The organism is uncultured Marivita sp. (assembly GCF_947488135.1).
In the GTDB taxonomy this organism is placed as follows: Bacteria; Pseudomonadota; Alphaproteobacteria; order Rhodobacterales; family Rhodobacteraceae; genus Marivita.
In genome coordinates this window covers 1-15,263 of the sequence record NZ_CANKYW010000005.1, presented here as the reverse complement: position 1 = coordinate 15,263, position 15,263 = coordinate 1, and the positions used below count along the sequence as shown (strand labels likewise).

General features: G+C 62.0%; 12 protein-coding genes and 1 riboswitch. Of the genes, 3 read left to right on the top strand and 9 right to left on the bottom strand.

Annotated elements, in window-relative coordinates:
- Nucleotides 1-15: 15 nt before the first annotated feature.
- The 5 genes from Q1B16_RS14240 to Q1B16_RS14220 form a co-directional block, all read right to left on the bottom strand.
- Entirely contained in the window at nucleotides 16-1,176 is a 1,161-nt protein-coding gene (locus Q1B16_RS14240; protein ID WP_299789959.1) for a benzoate/H(+) symporter BenE family transporter, read from the bottom strand.
- A 70-nt stretch (nucleotides 1,177-1,246) separates the two neighbouring features.
- Nucleotides 1,247-1,492, bottom strand: a complete 246-nt coding sequence (locus Q1B16_RS14235; RefSeq protein WP_299789956.1) for a hypothetical protein — start codon at nucleotides 1,490-1,492, stop codon at nucleotides 1,247-1,249.
- 266 nt (nucleotides 1,493-1,758) lie between these two features.
- Nucleotides 1,759-2,856 (bottom strand): GTP cyclohydrolase FolE2, encoded by a 1,098-nt coding sequence (gene folE2, locus Q1B16_RS14230; protein ID WP_299789954.1) that lies wholly within the window; start codon nucleotides 2,854-2,856, stop codon nucleotides 1,759-1,761.
- 120 nt (nucleotides 2,857-2,976) lie between these two features.
- Nucleotides 2,977-4,155, bottom strand: a complete 1,179-nt coding sequence (gene metZ / locus Q1B16_RS14225; protein ID WP_299789951.1) for an O-succinylhomoserine sulfhydrylase — start codon at nucleotides 4,153-4,155, stop codon at nucleotides 2,977-2,979.
- Between the two features lie 56 nt (nucleotides 4,156-4,211).
- A riboswitch (SAM riboswitch) is annotated at nucleotides 4,212-4,288 on the bottom strand.
- A 143-nt stretch (nucleotides 4,289-4,431) separates the two neighbouring features.
- Complete coding sequence (locus tag Q1B16_RS14220) at nucleotides 4,432-6,795, bottom strand: UvrD-helicase domain-containing protein (RefSeq protein ID WP_299789948.1); 2,364 nt, start codon at nucleotides 6,793-6,795, stop codon at nucleotides 4,432-4,434.
- Nucleotides 6,796-6,946: 151 nt separating this feature from the next.
- Here Q1B16_RS14220 and Q1B16_RS14215 point away from each other — a divergent pair, with 151 nt between their 5' ends.
- Both Q1B16_RS14215 and Q1B16_RS14210 read left to right on the top strand, forming a co-directional pair.
- Entirely contained in the window at nucleotides 6,947-8,095 is a 1,149-nt protein-coding gene (locus tag Q1B16_RS14215; protein WP_299789945.1) for an alpha-hydroxy acid oxidase, read from the top strand.
- Between the two features lie 81 nt (nucleotides 8,096-8,176).
- Complete coding sequence (locus Q1B16_RS14210; protein ID WP_299789942.1) at nucleotides 8,177-11,620, top strand: pyruvate carboxylase; 3,444 nt, start codon at nucleotides 8,177-8,179, stop codon at nucleotides 11,618-11,620.
- 139 nt (nucleotides 11,621-11,759) lie between these two features.
- Here Q1B16_RS14210 and Q1B16_RS14205 read toward each other — a convergent pair whose 3' ends face one another.
- Entirely contained in the window at nucleotides 11,760-12,737 is a 978-nt protein-coding gene (locus Q1B16_RS14205) for a homocysteine S-methyltransferase family protein (protein WP_299789939.1), read from the bottom strand.
- Nucleotides 12,738-12,978: 241 nt separating this feature from the next.
- On the bottom strand, nucleotides 12,979-13,701 hold the full coding sequence (locus Q1B16_RS14200; RefSeq protein WP_299789936.1) for a Crp/Fnr family transcriptional regulator: 723 nt from the start codon (nucleotides 13,699-13,701) through the stop codon (nucleotides 12,979-12,981).
- Between Q1B16_RS14200 and Q1B16_RS14195 the strand changes: the two genes are divergently transcribed.
- On the top strand, nucleotides 13,702-13,836 hold the full coding sequence (locus Q1B16_RS14195; RefSeq protein ID WP_299789933.1) for a hypothetical protein: 135 nt from the start codon (nucleotides 13,702-13,704) through the stop codon (nucleotides 13,834-13,836).
- A 200-nt stretch (nucleotides 13,837-14,036) separates the two neighbouring features.
- Here Q1B16_RS14195 and Q1B16_RS14190 read toward each other — a convergent pair whose 3' ends face one another.
- A complete protein-coding gene (locus Q1B16_RS14190) occupies nucleotides 14,037-14,306 on the bottom strand; it encodes a hypothetical protein (RefSeq protein ID WP_299789930.1) in 270 nt (89 codons plus the stop codon).
- A 183-nt stretch (nucleotides 14,307-14,489) separates the two neighbouring features.
- On the bottom strand, nucleotides 14,490-15,029 hold the full coding sequence (locus Q1B16_RS14185) for a YaeQ family protein (protein ID WP_299789927.1): 540 nt from the start codon (nucleotides 15,027-15,029) through the stop codon (nucleotides 14,490-14,492).
- Nucleotides 15,030-15,263 lie beyond the last annotated feature (234 nt).

The following is a 15,263-nucleotide window of genomic DNA, read 5'->3' as shown; positions in this document are numbered from 1 at the left end:
CGCGCGCAGAGCGGGTCACGACCGGCGCATCCGCGACTTGATCGCATACACCGCTCCGCCCAGCACCAACCCCCATACCGCCGCGCTCAGCCCGAGGAGGGCCATGCCCGAGGCCGTGGTCAGAAAGGTGATGGCCGCCGCCTCGCGGTTGGCGTCATCGGACAGCGCCGCGTTGGCCGAGTTCATGAAGACGCCGATCAGGGCAACCCCCGCCAGCGTGCCCAGGACCAGTGGCGGCGCGGCAGAAGCGACGGCGGTGATCATTGCGGCGAAGAGGCCGAACAGGCAATAGACAGCGCCCGCAACCACCGCCGACCAGTACCGTTTCGCAGGGTCAGGGTGGGAGTCGGGGTTGGCGCACATCGCCGCCGTGATCGCCGCAAGACAGGTCGCGGGCGCCCCGAATGGCGCGGTCAGAACGCTCGCACCCCCGACCGCCGCCAGCAAGGGTCGCGGCGCGGGTGTGTAGCCGTAGCTGCGCAGAACCGCGATCCCCGGCACGTTCTGGGTGGCCATCGTCACGAGGAAAAGCGGCAGTCCGATATTGACGATGGCCGCGAGGCTCGGCTCCGGGCGCATCAGAACGGGCGCGGTGAACGCGCCATCCGGCAAGGGGATCTCGAACCCGGTCGCCACCCCGACCACCAGAAGCGCCGCAATCACTGCGGCCGGGACAGCGATGAGCCGGTTGACGAGGCCCGCCGCGAACCACGTGGCCACGATCGGCCCCGCCGTCCAAGGCGTTTCGGCCAAGGCCTGAAACGGCACGATACAGAGCGATACCAGCACGCCCGCCAACATAGCCTGCGCCAGCGCGGGCGGGATGTTCGTGACCAGATGTGCCAGCGGCCGCCATAGCCCGGCAAAGAGCGTCAGCAGCCCTGCCACGATGAACCCGAACACCGCTTCGGAAAACCCGGCCCCCGCAAGGGGCGTGATCGCGAGAAGCGCCACGCCCGGGGTCGACCAGGCCACGCTGATGGGCTGGCGCGTCCAAAGCGCGAGGACCATGCCTGTGACACCCATCGCCAGTGCCGCGAACATCAGCCCGGATGCTGCCTGACCGGGCGTGGCCCCGACGGCGTCGAGACCCTTCAACACGATGGGAAAAGAGCTGAAAAAGCCCACAATCGCGACGACGCATCCGGTCGAAACTGTCTGGATCGGAGGGCGCACGGCTGGCCTTTGCGAAACGTCGATGCCGTGGCTTACCCAGCGCACCCGCCCTTAGCAAGGCGGATGGCGGTCACGCATCAAAGTGCAGGTCTTCGTCAAAACAATCTTCGAAGACAAAGGGCAGAATATCGTCGCGGGTTAATCCCAATTCCGCCAGTTCGGCATCGCTCATGGCCTCGAGCCTGAGGATGCTTGGCAGCCGGGGGCGGACAAAGGCGGAGGGATTGAAGCCCTGCCCCTTCTGCGCAAAGTAGAGGTCGATCCGGGATCGCAGTCCGGGGCGCACGAAGCTCAGGTTCAGTGGTTCAAACGACATTGGAAACCTCGTTGATCGTTACGGTTTCCTCCCGCAGACAAATGTAGGTCACACTGTTTGCGCGTCGGTAAAGAAAGCGTGTCTGTCTGCGGATCCCTGCCGAATGTGGGATTACGACGACAAATGGCGCGCAAGATGCGCCGCGATTGCCCAGCGATCGGACACGGTGCCACGGTTTTGATCAAAGCGCGGATCGGGCGTGGTCCGCCCAAACATGAATACGGCGGCCGAAGCCGCCGTCTTTTGAATAACTTGCGAACCGCGCGTCAACCGACGTGGAACAGCGTCGAAAACAGCTTGGGATCAAGGCTGTCGGCTGCAAAAAGATCGCCTTCTGTCAGGACTGACACCGCGTCATGGCTGTGCAAGCTTTCCTGATGGCTGGCCAGCACCCGGTAATCGCCGATGCGCGGATCCGCCTGCAACTGCTCGGCAAAGAGCCGCGCCGCGTCCTCGACGAAGATCGGGTTGGCGGCGTTCAGTTCGGCGAACGCCTGTTCGTCCTCGCGCTTGACCATGACCTGTGTTTCGGTCGGCACGGCGCGGCGGCACATGTCGATCAGGTCTTCGAACCACAGGCATTTGCCCTCTTTCAATTCGACCGAGATCCGCGCGACCGACCGCTGCGAATGCGGCGTGGCCAGTTGCCCGCGCTCGCGGCGGGCATGTTCCGACAGTTCCAGCGAACAGGGGCAGGTCGAGCTGTAGACATAGTCCAGATGCATGATCGACCGGCGCACGCCGCCCATGTCCACCAATTCCAGCGCGATATCGTAATACTGGTAGCCCGACAGGCCGGACCGCAGGCTTTCGACCTTCATCGGGAAGGACAGGCGCATGTTGATGCGGGCGTCGAAGGAGTCGAGATCCGATTTGTAATCGTCCAGCGCCGCCTTGATCACGCCAAAGCTGAAGGTCTTGTCGGCATGAACATAGAAGGACCGCATGATGCGGCTCATGTTGATGCCCTTTTTGTCGGCATCGAGGCTGACCGTGCCGGTGACGCTGGTTTCCAGTGTCAGATCGCCGTTGTCGCGGGTGTGATAGCTGATCGGCAGGCGGAAGTTCGAAATGCCCACGTGCTGAATGCCCCGATTGGCCCCGCGAATGAGCGCGGAGGGGCCGTTCTGGAGATCAGGCATCGACGCCTTGTACGCCTCATCGACCGAAAACCCCTGCGGATAGTCGCGCGACAAAACCGGATAGGTGTCGGAGCCGTCATCGACCAACCGGCGCAGCACCGGATCGACAAGGTCGATTTCGGCGTCATGCGATTTGCCCGCCCATTGACGCAGCAGCGCCAGTGCCGCCTCGGCCTCCTGACGGCTTGGTTTACGGTCGATCTCAGGTGTATGGATATTCATACTCAGGCCCCCTCGCCTGTTGGACATGCCCTCAAGATAAGCATCTGCCCAATCATTTCCACTAACCTTGCATACGTCCTAACGCGGAAGACAGATCAATTTTAAGGGGAAACCCCCGGATCAAACGGCATCGAGCGCGGCCAGAATATCCTCGATCAGGTCGCCCGTGTCCTCGATTCCGACGGAAAGCCGCACCAAACCGTCGGTTATCCCGAGCGTTTCGCGCTGTTCGGCACTGAGCCGCTGATGGGTGGTGGTGGCGGGGTGGGTGACGATGCTTTTCGCATCCCCGAGATTGTTCGAGATCACGATCACATCGAGCGCGTTCAGAAAGGCGAAGGCCGCGTCCTTCCCGCCCCGAAGCTCCAGCGCGAGCATAGTCCCGCCCGACCCCAGCTGCCGCTCGGCCAAGGCGGACTGTCGGTGTGACGGGAGGCCGGGATAGATCACATTGTTCAGCTTCTCATGGCCATCCAGCGCCTCGGCAATGGCCTGCGCCGATTGCGCCTGCGCGCGCACGCGAAGGTCCAGCGTTTCCAGCCCCTTGAGCTGCACCCAGGCGGTGAAGGGCGACATGGAGCCGCCGGTATGTTTCATGAAGGGTTCGACCACCTTGCGGATGTGATCCCGCGTCCCAAGGATTACACCGCCCAGCGTGCGGCCCTGCCCGTCGATATGCTTGGTCGAGGAATAGATGATGACATCCGCACCTTGGCCCAGAGCGTCCGAGAACACAGGCGTGGAAAAGACGTTGTCCACCACCACGAGCGCACCTCGCGCGTGGGCAATCTCGGAAACGCCTGCGATATCAACCAGTTCCAGCGTGGGGTTCGACATGGATTCGAAGAATACCGCCTTGGTGTCAGGGCGCACAGCGGCCCGCCATTGGTCCAGATCGGCGCCGTCCACCAGCGTCACCTCAACACCGAAACGGGGCAGAATGTCCTCGACGATGTAAAGACACGACCCGAAGAGCGCGCGCGCCGACACAAGGTGATCGCCCGCCTTGAGCATGGACATCAGCGCGCCGTTGACCGCTGCCATGCCACTGGCCGTGGCGAAGGCATCCTCGGTCCCTTCGAGCATCGCGATCCGCTCTTCGAACATGGCCACGGTCGGATTTCCGTATCGGGCATAGATGTATTCGTCCGGGCCGGACTTGATGAAGCGTTGTTCGGCCTGTTCCGCGCTGTCATAGACGAAGCCCTGCGTCAGGAAAATGGCTTCGCTGACCTCGCCCCACTGGCTGCGTTTGGTGCCGCCGTGGACCAGTTTCGTGCGTGGTTTCTTGTCTTTCATGTCTTCACCTGCGTGGGCCTCGGCCCATCAAAAAAGCCCCGTTCCGGCCAAGCGAAAGGGGCTTTCGGCTGACCTTTTAGCGGCATGTTTAACGTGGCCCGCAATCCGGTAACAAATCGCCACGGAACCGCTTTAAGCTCTTGGCACGGATCGGTCAATATCCGCGTCCCTGCTTCTTTGGGCCCAAAACACCTCGGGGGAGGCCGCAGGCCGGGGGCAGAGCCCCCGGATTTTCAGTCGACTGAAAATCCCGGACGCGTCGACGCGTCCGCCCGCCTAGAACGGCACGTCGTCTGCCGCACAGATGAATCGCGCGACAACCTTCTTTGTCCCGGCCTTGTCGAATTCGATCTCGAGCTTGTCTCCCTCGATCCCCATCACCGCGCCGTAGCCGAATTTCTGGTGAAACACGCGTTCGCCCAGCGCGTAGGAACTGATCGCCGTGGCGTCGATCACCGTGTTGCGCGCCTCGGAAGGTTGGCTGACGGGGCGTTGCTGAGAGCGGGCCTGAAGCCGCCGCCAGCCGGGGGAATTGTAGACATTCGCCTCGGCCGCCTTTTCGTGCAGGTCAGAGCCCGCCATCATCTGCGCCGCCGGTGACGCCATCGCCGCCGCTCCGTAACCGCCGCCGTACAAGCCCGGCGGGGTCAGAACCTCGACATGCTCTTCGGGAAGTTCGTCGATAAAGCGCGAGGGCATCGACGATTGCCACTGGCCGAACACGCGGCGGTTGGCGGCGAATGAGATCGTGCAGACTTCCTCGGCGCGGGTGATGCCGACATAGGCAAGACGGCGTTCCTCTTCGAGACCCTTGAGACCGGATTCGTCCATGCTGCGCTGCGACGGGAAGAGGCCGTCTTCCCACCCCGGCAGGAACACGGCTGGAAACTCAAGCCCCTTGGCGGCGTGCAGGGTCATGATCGACACTTTCTCGCCATCGCCGCCCTTGTCGTTGTCCATGATCAGGCTGACATGCTCGAGGAACCCCTGCAGGTTCTCGAATTCCTCCAGCGCCTTGACCAGTTCCTTGAGGTTTTCGAGCCGCCCCGGCGCCTCGGGCGTTTTGTCGTTCTGCCACATCGTCGTGTAGCCGGACTCATCCAGCACGATGCCCGCGAGCTCGGCGTGGTCCGTGTCGTCGGCCATGTGGCCCCAGCGGTCGAGATCGCGCACGAACTGGCCCAGCTCGGTGCCGCCCTTGCCCTTGATCAGCCCCTGTTCGACGGCAAGCCGCGCCCCCTCGACCAAAGACACACCATTGGCGCGGGCGACCGTCTGGATTGTCTGCTGCGCCTTGTCGCCAAGTCCGCGTTTCGGGGTATTCACGACGCGCTCGAACGCCAGATCGTCGTCGGGCGACACGACCAGGCGGAAATAGGCCATGGCGTCGCGAATCTCCATCCGCTCGTAAAAGCGCGGGCCGCCAATCACGCGGTAGGGCAGACCGATGGTCAGGAAGCGGTCCTCGAAGGCGCGCATCTGGTGCGACGCCCGCACGAGGATCGCCATGTCATCCAGCGAAAACGCCCGCATCCCGCGCGTGCCGGACTGCATCGCCTCGACCTCTTCTCCGATCCAGCGGGCCTCTTCCTCACCGTCCCAATGACCGATCAGGCGGACCTTTTCGCCCTCCTGCGCGTCGGTCCAGAGCGTCTTGCCTAGACGGCCCTGATTGCCGGAAATCACCCCCGAGGCAGCGGCAAGGATATGCGGGGTGGAGCGGTAATTCTGCTCGAGCCGCACCACATGCGCGCCCTCGAAATCCTTTTCAAACCGCAGGATGTTGCCCACCTCGGCCCCGCGCCAGCCATAGATCGACTGATCATCGTCGCCGACGCAGCAGATGTTCTTGTGGCCCGAGGCCAGCAGCCGCAGCCAGAGATACTGCGCGACGTTTGTGTCCTGATACTCGTCCACCAGGATATATTTGAACCAGCGCTGATACTGGTCGAGCACATCCGGATGCGCCTGAAAGATCGTAACCACGTGCAAAAGCAGGTCGCCGAAATCCACCGCGTTCAACTCCTTGAGCCGCGCTTGGTAGAGCGCATAGAGCTTCGGACCCTGATGGTTGAACGCGCCACCGTCGGCGGCGGGCACCTTGTCGGGGGTGATCGCGCGGTTCTTCCAGTTGTCGATGATCCCGGCGAGTTGCCGCGCGGGCCAGCGCTTGTCGTCGATCCCCGCCGCAGACACGAGTTGCTTGAGGAGCCGCAACTGATCGTCGGTGTCTAGAATGGTGAAGTTCGACTTCAGCCCCACCAGTTCTGCATGGCGGCGCAGGAGTTTCACGCAGATCGAGTGAAAGGTGCCGAGCCACGGCATGCCTTCGACCGTCTGGCCCAGAAGCCGTCCCACCCGTTCCTTCATCTCGCGCGCGGCCTTGTTCGTGAAGGTCACGGCGAGAATCTCGTTCGGACGCGCGCGGCCCGTGTTCAGCAGGTGCACGATCCGGGTGGTCAGCGCCTTGGTCTTGCCGGTTCCGGCCCCCGCCAACATGAGGACAGGGCCATCCAACGTCTCGACCGCCTTGCGTTGCGCCGGGTTGAGATCGTCCAGATAGGGCTGCGGGCGCGCTGCCATTGCGCGGGCGGAGAGGGACGCGTTCTCGAACGCCTCCATTTCATCAAAACTGCTCATGCGCGCCAAGATAGCGCCGGAGACACCAGAGATAAAGATGTTCCGATAATGTTCACGTGGTCACGGGCGGATTTCCTGCGCAGGAAATCGTCGGATTTTTCGAAAAATCCGCTTCTGGACAATTCCCGACAACTGGCCACAAATGCAGATCATGGACCATCACGCAAAATACCCCGCCATTTCAGACCTCAAGGCCCGCGCCCGGCGGCGTATTCCCAAGTTCGTCTGGGAATATCTCGACTCGGCCACGGGCAAAGAGGCGACGCTGCACCGCAACCGCGCGGCGCTGGATCGGGTCTTGTTCATGCCGTCGATCCTGCATGGCGAACTGCCCGTCGATCTGAGCACGACGCTCTGCGGCACCGATTACCCCCTGCCCTTCGGCATCAGCCCGGTGGGCATGTCGGGGCTGATCTGGCCGGATGCGGAGCGCAAGCTGGCCCGGGCGGCGACGAAGGCGGGGATTCCCTACAGCATCTCGACCGTCGCGACCCGCACCCCCGAAGAGGTCGCGCCGCGACTGAACGGGAATGGCTGGTTCCAGATGTACCCGCCGCGCGATGAGGGCATCCGCACCGATATGCTCAAACGCGCGACGGATGCGGGGTTTTCGACATTGATCCTGACGGTCGATGTGCCCGTTCCATCACGGCGCGAGCGGCAGGTGCGATCCGGGCTGACCACGCCGCCGAAACTCACGCCACGCCTTCTGGCGCAAGTCGCGATGTGCCCGACCTGGGCGATGGCAACGGCGCAGATGGGCATGCCCCGGATGCGGCTGATCGACGATTACGCGGGCAAGGTGACGGGCCTGAGCTCGACCCAGCACGCAGGGTATCTGCTGCGCACCTCACCCGATTGGGACTATGTGAAATGGCTGCGTGACGCGTGGGACGGGGCGTTTTTCGTCAAGGGCGTGTTGAATCCCGACGATGCGCCCGGTCTCGAGAAAGCCGGGGTCGATGCGATCTGGCTCTCGAACCATGCGGGACGGCAATTCGATGCCTCGCCCGCGCCGATCGAGGTTCTGCCCAAATTCCGGGCAGAGACAAAATTGCCGATCATTTTCGACAGCGGGATCGAGGGCGGTCTCGATATCCTGCGCGCCATCGCGATGGGCGCGGATTTCGTGATGCTGGGCCGGGCGTGGCATTACGCCTTGGGCGCTCTGGACACGGATGGGCCCGCGCATCTGGTAGAGATCCTGCAAAAGGACATGGTCGCAAATTTGGGGCAGTTGGGGGTCACGAGGCCGACCGATCTGCGCGGAAAGGCGTGGGTCGACGGTGCCATCCCCTGACGCTTTGCCGTCCAGACCAGTTGAGATTGTAACGAATTCTTACTAAGCCTCGCGCAACCCTTTCACGTCAGGACTGCTGCCATGCCAGATTTCAAGAAAATTCTCGTCGCCAACCGGGGTGAGATCGCCATCCGCATCATGCGGGCCGCCAACGAAATGGGCAAAGCGACGGTGGCCGTCTATGCCGAAGAGGACAAGCTGGGCCTCCACCGCTTCAAGGCGGACGAGGCGTACCGGATCGGCGAAGGGCTTGGCCCGGTGGCCGCTTACCTGAGCATCGAAGAGGTCATCCGCGTCGCCAAGCAGTCGGGCGCGGACGCGATCCATCCGGGCTATGGCCTATTGTCGGAAAACCCCGATCTGGTGGACGCCTGCGTTGCCAACGGCATCACCTTCATCGGCCCGCGCGCCGAAACCATGCGCGCGCTTGGTGACAAGGCCAGCGCGCGGCGGGTCGCCATCGAAGCCGGCGTGCCGGTGATCCCGGCGACCGAAGTTCTGGGCGACGATTTTAAAGCCATCGCCAAGGAGGCCGAAGAGATCGGCTATCCGCTGATGCTCAAGGCATCCTGGGGCGGCGGCGGGCGCGGTATGCGTCCGATCAACGACCCGAAAGAGCTCAAGGAGAAAGTGCTGGAAGGCCGTCGCGAGGCCGAGGCCGCGTTCGGCAACGGCGAGGGGTATCTCGAAAAGATGATCATCCGCGCCCGCCATGTCGAGGTGCAGATCCTCGGCGACAAGCAGGGCAACATTTATCACCTCTACGAGCGCGATTGCTCGGTCCAACGCCGAAACCAGAAGGTCGTGGAGCGCGCCCCTGCCCCGTATCTCTCCGAGGCGCAGCGCGAAGAGCTCTGCGAGTTGGGCCGCAAGATCTGTGCGCATGTGAAATACGAATGCGCGGGCACGGTCGAATTCCTGATGGATATGGATGACGGCAAGTTCTACTTCATCGAGGTGAACCCCCGCGTTCAGGTCGAACATACCGTCACCGAAGAAGTGACCGGTATCGATATCGTCCAGGCGCAGATCATGATTGCCGAGGGCAAGTCATTGGCCGAGGCCACCGGCAAGGCGTCGCAATACGACATCCGCCTGAACGGCCACGCGCTGCAAACCCGCGTCACAACCGAAGACCCGCAAAACAATTTCATCCCCGATTACGGCCGCATCACCGCGTATCGCTCGGCCACGGGCATGGGCATTCGTCTGGATGGTGGCACGGCCTATGCGGGCGGCGTGATCACGCGTTACTACGATTCACTGCTGACAAAGGTGACGGCTTGGGCACCGACGCCGGAAAAGGCCATCGCTCGCATGGACCGAGCACTGCGCGAATTCCGGGTGCGCGGTGTGTCGACCAACATCGCGTTTGTGGAAAACCTGCTCAAGCACCCGACCTTTTTGAACAACCAATACACCACCAAGTTCATCGACGAGACGCCCGAGCTGTTCCATTTCGCCAAGCGGCGCGACCGGGGCACGAAGGTGCTGACCTATATCGCGGACATCACCGTAAACGGGCACCCCGAGGTGCAGGGTCGCGCGATGCCGCATCCCGATCTAAAGCCAGCCAAGGCTCCGAAAGCCCGGGTCGAGACGCCGCCCGCCGGGACCAAGACACTGCTGGACGAAAAAGGCCCGCAGGCCGTGGCCGACTGGATGGCGGCGCAAAAGGAAGTGCTGATCACCGACACCACGATGCGCGACGGGCACCAATCCTTGCTGGCGACGCGGATGCGGTCGATCGACATGATCACCGTGGCCCCGGCCTATGCCGCCAACCTGCCGCAGCTGTTCAGCGTCGAATGCTGGGGTGGGGCCACTTTCGACGTGGCCTATCGGTTCTTGCAGGAATGCCCGTGGCAACGCCTGCGCGATCTGCGCGCACGGATGCCGAACATCATGACGCAGATGCTGCTGCGTGGGGCGAATGGGGTCGGTTACACCAACTATCCCGACAACGTGGTGCAGTTCTTCGTCAAACAGGCGGCTGAGACCGGCGTGGACGTGTTCCGCGTTTTCGACAGCCTCAACTGGGTCGAGAACATGCGCGTCGCGATGGATGCGGTGCTGGAGACCGACAAGATTCTCGAAGGCACGATCTGCTATACCGGCGACCTGAACGATCCGGCGCGATCGAAGTACGATCTCAAATACTATGTCGCGATGGGCAAGGAATTGCGGGACGCGGGCTCGCACATCCTCGGTCTCAAGGACATGGCCGGGCTGATGAAACCCGCCGCTGCCGGGCCGCTCATCAAAGCATTGAAGGAAGAGGTCGGCCTGCCCGTCCATTTCCACACGCATGACACCTCGGGGGCCGGGATCGCCACGATCATGGCCGCCGCGGCGGCGGGCGTCGATGCGGTGGATGCGGCGATGGACGCGCTCTCGGGCAACACGTCGCAGCCGACGTTGGGATCGGTGGTCGAGGCGCTGCGCCACACGGAACGGGAAACCGGGCTGGATATCTCCGCCATCCGCGAGATCTCCAACTACTGGGAAGCGGTGCGCGGGCAATACGCCGCGTTCGAAAGCGGCCAGCAGGCCCCCGCCTCCGAGGTGTACCTGCACGAGATGCCCGGCGGGCAATTCACCAACCTCAAGGCGCAGGCGCGCTCCATGGGGCTCGAGGAGCGCTGGCACGAGGTCGCGCAGACCTATGCGGACGTAAACCAGATGTTCGGCGATATCGTGAAGGTGACGCCATCCTCGAAGGTGGTGGGCGACATGGCGCTGATGATGGTGAGCCAGGGCCTCACCCGCGCGGATGTGGAGAACCCGGATATCGACGTATCTTTCCCCGACTCCGTCGTGGACATGATGCGCGGCTCTCTGGGCCAGCCTCCGGGCGGATGGCCCAAGGCGATCCAGAAGAAGATCCTCAAGGGCGAAAAACCCTTCACCGACCGCCCCGGAGCGCACGCCGCCCCGGTGGACATCGAAGAGACCCGCGCCAAGGTGATCTCGGAGATGGAAGGCAAGGCGGTGGATGACGAGGATCTGAACGGATACCTGATGTATCCAAAGGTTTTCCTCGACTACATGGGCCGCCACCGGGTGTACGGCCCGGTGCGGGTGCTGCCGACGCGGACCTTCTTCTATGGCATGGAACAGGGCGAGGAAATCAGCGCCGAGATCGACCCCGGCAAGACGCTCGAAATCCGCTTGATCGCCGTGGGCGACACCCAGGACGATGGCGAGGTACGGGTGTTCTTCGAACTGAACGGCCAGCCGCGCACGATCCGCGTGCCCGACCGCAAGGCCAAGGCCGTGACCGCCGCCCGGCCCAAGGCCGAGGTCGGCAACCCGAACCATATCGGAGCGCCCATGCCGGGGGTCGTCGCCTCGGTCGCGGTCAAGGTCGGCCAGAAGATCAAGGAGGGCGACTTGCTCCTGACCATCGAGGCGATGAAGATGGAAACCGGCCTACACGCCGAGCGGGATGCGGTGGTGAAGGCCGTGCACGTGTCGCCGGGGGGGCAGATCGACGCGAAGGATCTGTTGGTGGAGTTGGAGTGAAGGTTAAGGAGAAGTGTAGGCCTTTGGGCCTGTCCTGCTATTGGCCGAAATCGGCCCTCAACTGTCTTTCATGCCAATCGCAGCGAATACCATCTCCGAGGCTTCGTTAGCAAATGCTGCGCTTCAAGCGAATGGTGGTTTAGTTTCCGCGAGCGGCAGTCGCGATCTCTTTCATGTGGCGCATGTCGGTTCCGCAGCAACCTCCCAAGACCTGAATGTGGGGAAACCTTCGCCTAATATCGGACAATTGCCTTCCCAGCTCGGTTGGATTGCCATCGTCAAGCTCCTCAGCTTCGTCAAGTTCGGCATGGCTACAGCGTGAGGCGTTGGCAATGATACCTTTGATGCGCTGCATCCATGGCGCATTTTCAAGAACCGAGGAAAAGTGCTCTGGATGCGCACAGTTGATCATGAAGTAGGCGACATAGCTGTCAGTCGCGTCATCGACCTGTGAAATTGCCTCCTGCAAGGACGCACCAGTAGGCAGCCGTCCATCGGTTTCGACTGTGAAGGCGATGACAACCGGAAGCCCGAACCGGCGGGCGGCGCGTACAATTCCAATCGCTTCGGATGGGTACGCCAGAGTATATCCGCTGATAACATCCACATCTGTTTCTGCCAGAACCGAAAGCTGTTCTGTGTGATAGTGCTCTGCCTCCTCCGGGCTCATTTGTGCTTCCGGGGCATAGGCATCTTCGCGCGGACCAATATTCGCACTGATAACCGTCGGTGCATGATCGCTCTCGGCCCGCAACGCTGCCATCATGGCGATGGCGTCTTGGTTGAGCCTTTTCAGTTCATTTGGAGAATACCCGATTACCGCCCCTCGGTCTCGGTTTGCAACCCATGTCGGACTTTCAAGAATAACTCCGGTATCCGTTTCACTCCCGAGTGCGATCAAATCCTTCAGATAACCTTTGAGAAGCTCCCGACCTTCAGCGGTTTCCATAAGTGGGTAGGAGGCAAAGCCCTGCAGTTCGACGCCCTTATTGAATATCAAGTCGGTTTCCATGCCGGTATAGGCCAGAAATAAATCAGCGCTTTCGGGAGGAAAAGAGTCTCGGTAAACAACCATCGAACCGGACCTCTCAGTTTCAATCTCCCCGAAACGTAACATGCGATGCACCTTGCGTCACTTATGCAATCTCTCAAGAGAGGTCGTTGGCGCAACTGAAGCGAAGGTTAACTGTCCGCACACCGGACCTTGGTGCGTCGCGCAGCGAAGGTCCGCAATCCGCCCACCCCCTTCACCCCACCGCCGCCACATAGACCACCCCCTAATCCACACTGACCGCCCCGTCCTGAACGTTGACCTGCATCTGCATCGCGCGCACGGATGTTGCGCGCTTGGCATTTGGTCAGGTTCTCGGATCCATAGTGCTTTCGATCTCCGCGCGGGCGGCGAGTGCGGGGAGGTTGGGGAGGGTCAGCAGACCGCCCGCGCGCAGGACAAGCCCATCATGTTCCAGCGCGCGGAGCTTCTTGTTGACGGCCTCGCGCGTGACGCCGATCAGGTTGGCGATGTCGGTCTGGGAGAAGCGGCGGGTGAACTGTGCGGAGTGTCCGGTGATCTCGGCATGATCAAGGGCCAGATCGTAGAGCTGGCGGGCGAGCCGCGCATCGAGCGCGGAGAACGCGAATCCGCTGATCGTGTCGACATTGCGTCGCAGGATTTCGCATAGCGACAGGATAAGGTGCCGCGAGAGAACCGGGTCGGCCGCGAGGGCGGTCTCGACGGCGTTCACCGGCAGCAGCAGGCAGCGCGTCGTCTCGGAAGCCGTGGCGGCCGCTGTGCGGGGCAGATTGTCGAGAAGCGCAATTTCTCCGAAGGAGTCCCCGGGTTCCGCAAAGTGCAGCGTCAGTTCCCGACCGTCCCGGTCTGCGATCCAAAGGCGCACCTGCCCCGAGATCACGACGCGCAGCCCGTCGACGGGATCTCCCGCCGCGAAAATATCGGTGTGCGGTTCAATGACCTGAATCGAACTGGCCTGCGCGAGGGGTGCAAGGCTTTCCGGGGCGAGGCCCGCAAAGAGGTAACACTTGCGCAGCGCGGTCTCCCGTTCGTCCCGAAGCGCGGTCATGTGATCCTCCCCGTCTCGACGCATCCCGAAGGACCACCGTATCGCGACATGGCACTGATCCAAAGCGTTTTGACCGAGGCTGCTGACGGGGGCAGCATGGCTCAGGACAAGATGCAGAAGGATCACGGATCGTGACGGCTTTCGTCACAGCGCAGGCTGACAGATTGGGGCACCCACTGTGGTGGGTCGCAGCTTAACATGAGCGCAATCCCGCGCCGCAGCAGCAAAGCGAGGACCGAGGCGAACCGAAGCGAGAACAATTTGAAATGAAGGTGGCGATGCGGTTTGACCCGCATCGCCTAAATTGATTTTTGGTCAATAACTGCTTGAAATTCCTATTCGTCGCCGCCGTGAACGAAACTCTGGCGCAAAATCTGACGGTTTGTGGGATGGACCACGATCAGAACTTCGCCGCCATCCTGATCATAAGCCGAAAGCGTATTTGTCTTTTCATCCACCATGTGGATATCCCGAAAACCAACCATGATGAGCTTTGCCGCCATGCCGTCGAAATACTGGTTTGGCATATCTCCGGTCGTGTTGGCAGTCGCACTTGCAGCGCACAAAAGCGCAACCCCGGTCAGAGCAGATGCGAAATACGTCATGATGAGACTCCTCCGGATAGAATGGCGATTTGCGGGCTCGTCATCGTGCCACATCACCATCTTGCCGCAAGCGCGCGCTTTTGGCTGTGAACGGGGTCACAGGGCACGGGAAAAACATCCTGACCGGACGCTATGGAGCGTCTCAGAGGATCCGAGGACGCGGACGGCGCTGTCTGTGACGCCCTACCCCTTCCAAACTTCCGGCGTCACGTAGACCATCCCCTCGTCCACGCTCACCATCACATCGCCGTCCTGGATGTTGACCTGCATCTGCATCGCGCGGCGGGCCAAGCCTGCCAGCGCGGTGGTCTCAGCTTCGGGCAGGCCGATCACCGACAGGTTGTCGAACCGGGTAGTGCTGCCCTTGACCTTGTCCCACCAAATCTCGGCCGGGCGGCCGCCATAGGCGTAGACGATGACCTTGCCCGCCTTGGCACTGGACTGGCGCAGCACTTTCTCGGACGGCAGGCCGAGGGCGATCCAGACGTCCAGCTCTCCGCTCAGGCTTTTTTGCCAGATGTCCGGCTCATCATCGGTGGACAGGCCTTTGGTCATCTCCAGATGCTCATGCGCGTTGAGCGCAAAGGCCAAAAGGCGCACCATCAAGCGTTCGTCGGTTTCGGACGGGTGTTTGGCGACGGTCAGTTTATGGGTTTCGTAATAGTGACGATCCATGTCCGACACGGTGAGGTCGACTTTGTAGATGGTGGCATTCTGCGCCATGATAGGCCCCGGCTGTTCAAGGATTGGGATGCCTAGCGAGTCCGGGGGCGGGGCGAAAGCAGATAAAGCCGTTGCAGGCGCACATGGCCGGGCGCATTGGCCCGAATTTTCCTCTTGCACCCTGTCCCGACACGCACTAAATCCGCCCGTACCAGATTGGCAGCGCGGGCGTAGCTCAGGGGTAGAGCATAACCTTGCCAAGGTTAGGGTCGGGCGTTCGAATCGCCTCGCCCG

Excerpts from the sequence above, each read along its gene's own strand:
- Q1B16_RS14235 (WP_299789956.1), bottom strand. The coding sequence starts at position 1,492 with ATGTCGTTTGAACCACTGAACCTGAGCTTCGTGCGCCCCGGACTGCGA.
- folE2 (WP_299789954.1), bottom strand. The coding sequence starts at position 2,856 with ATGAATATCCATACACCTGAGATCGACCGTAAACCAAGCCGTCAGGAG.
- metZ (WP_299789951.1), bottom strand. The coding sequence starts at position 4,155 with ATGAAAGACAAGAAACCACGCACGAAACTGGTCCACGGCGGCACCAAA.
- Q1B16_RS14220 (WP_299789948.1), bottom strand. The coding sequence starts at position 6,795 with ATGAGCAGTTTTGATGAAATGGAGGCGTTCGAGAACGCGTCCCTCTCC.
- Q1B16_RS14215 (WP_299789945.1), top strand. The coding sequence starts at position 6,947 with ATGGACCATCACGCAAAATACCCCGCCATTTCAGACCTCAAGGCCCGC.
- Q1B16_RS14210 (WP_299789942.1), top strand. The coding sequence starts at position 8,177 with ATGCCAGATTTCAAGAAAATTCTCGTCGCCAACCGGGGTGAGATCGCC.
- Q1B16_RS14205 (WP_299789939.1), bottom strand. The coding sequence starts at position 12,737 with ATGTTACGTTTCGGGGAGATTGAAACTGAGAGGTCCGGTTCGATGGTT.
- Q1B16_RS14200 (WP_299789936.1), bottom strand. The coding sequence starts at position 13,701 with ATGACCGCGCTTCGGGACGAACGGGAGACCGCGCTGCGCAAGTGTTAC.
- Q1B16_RS14190 (WP_299789930.1), bottom strand. The coding sequence starts at position 14,306 with ATGACGTATTTCGCATCTGCTCTGACCGGGGTTGCGCTTTTGTGCGCT.
- Q1B16_RS14185 (WP_299789927.1), bottom strand. The coding sequence starts at position 15,029 with ATGGCGCAGAATGCCACCATCTACAAAGTCGACCTCACCGTGTCGGAC.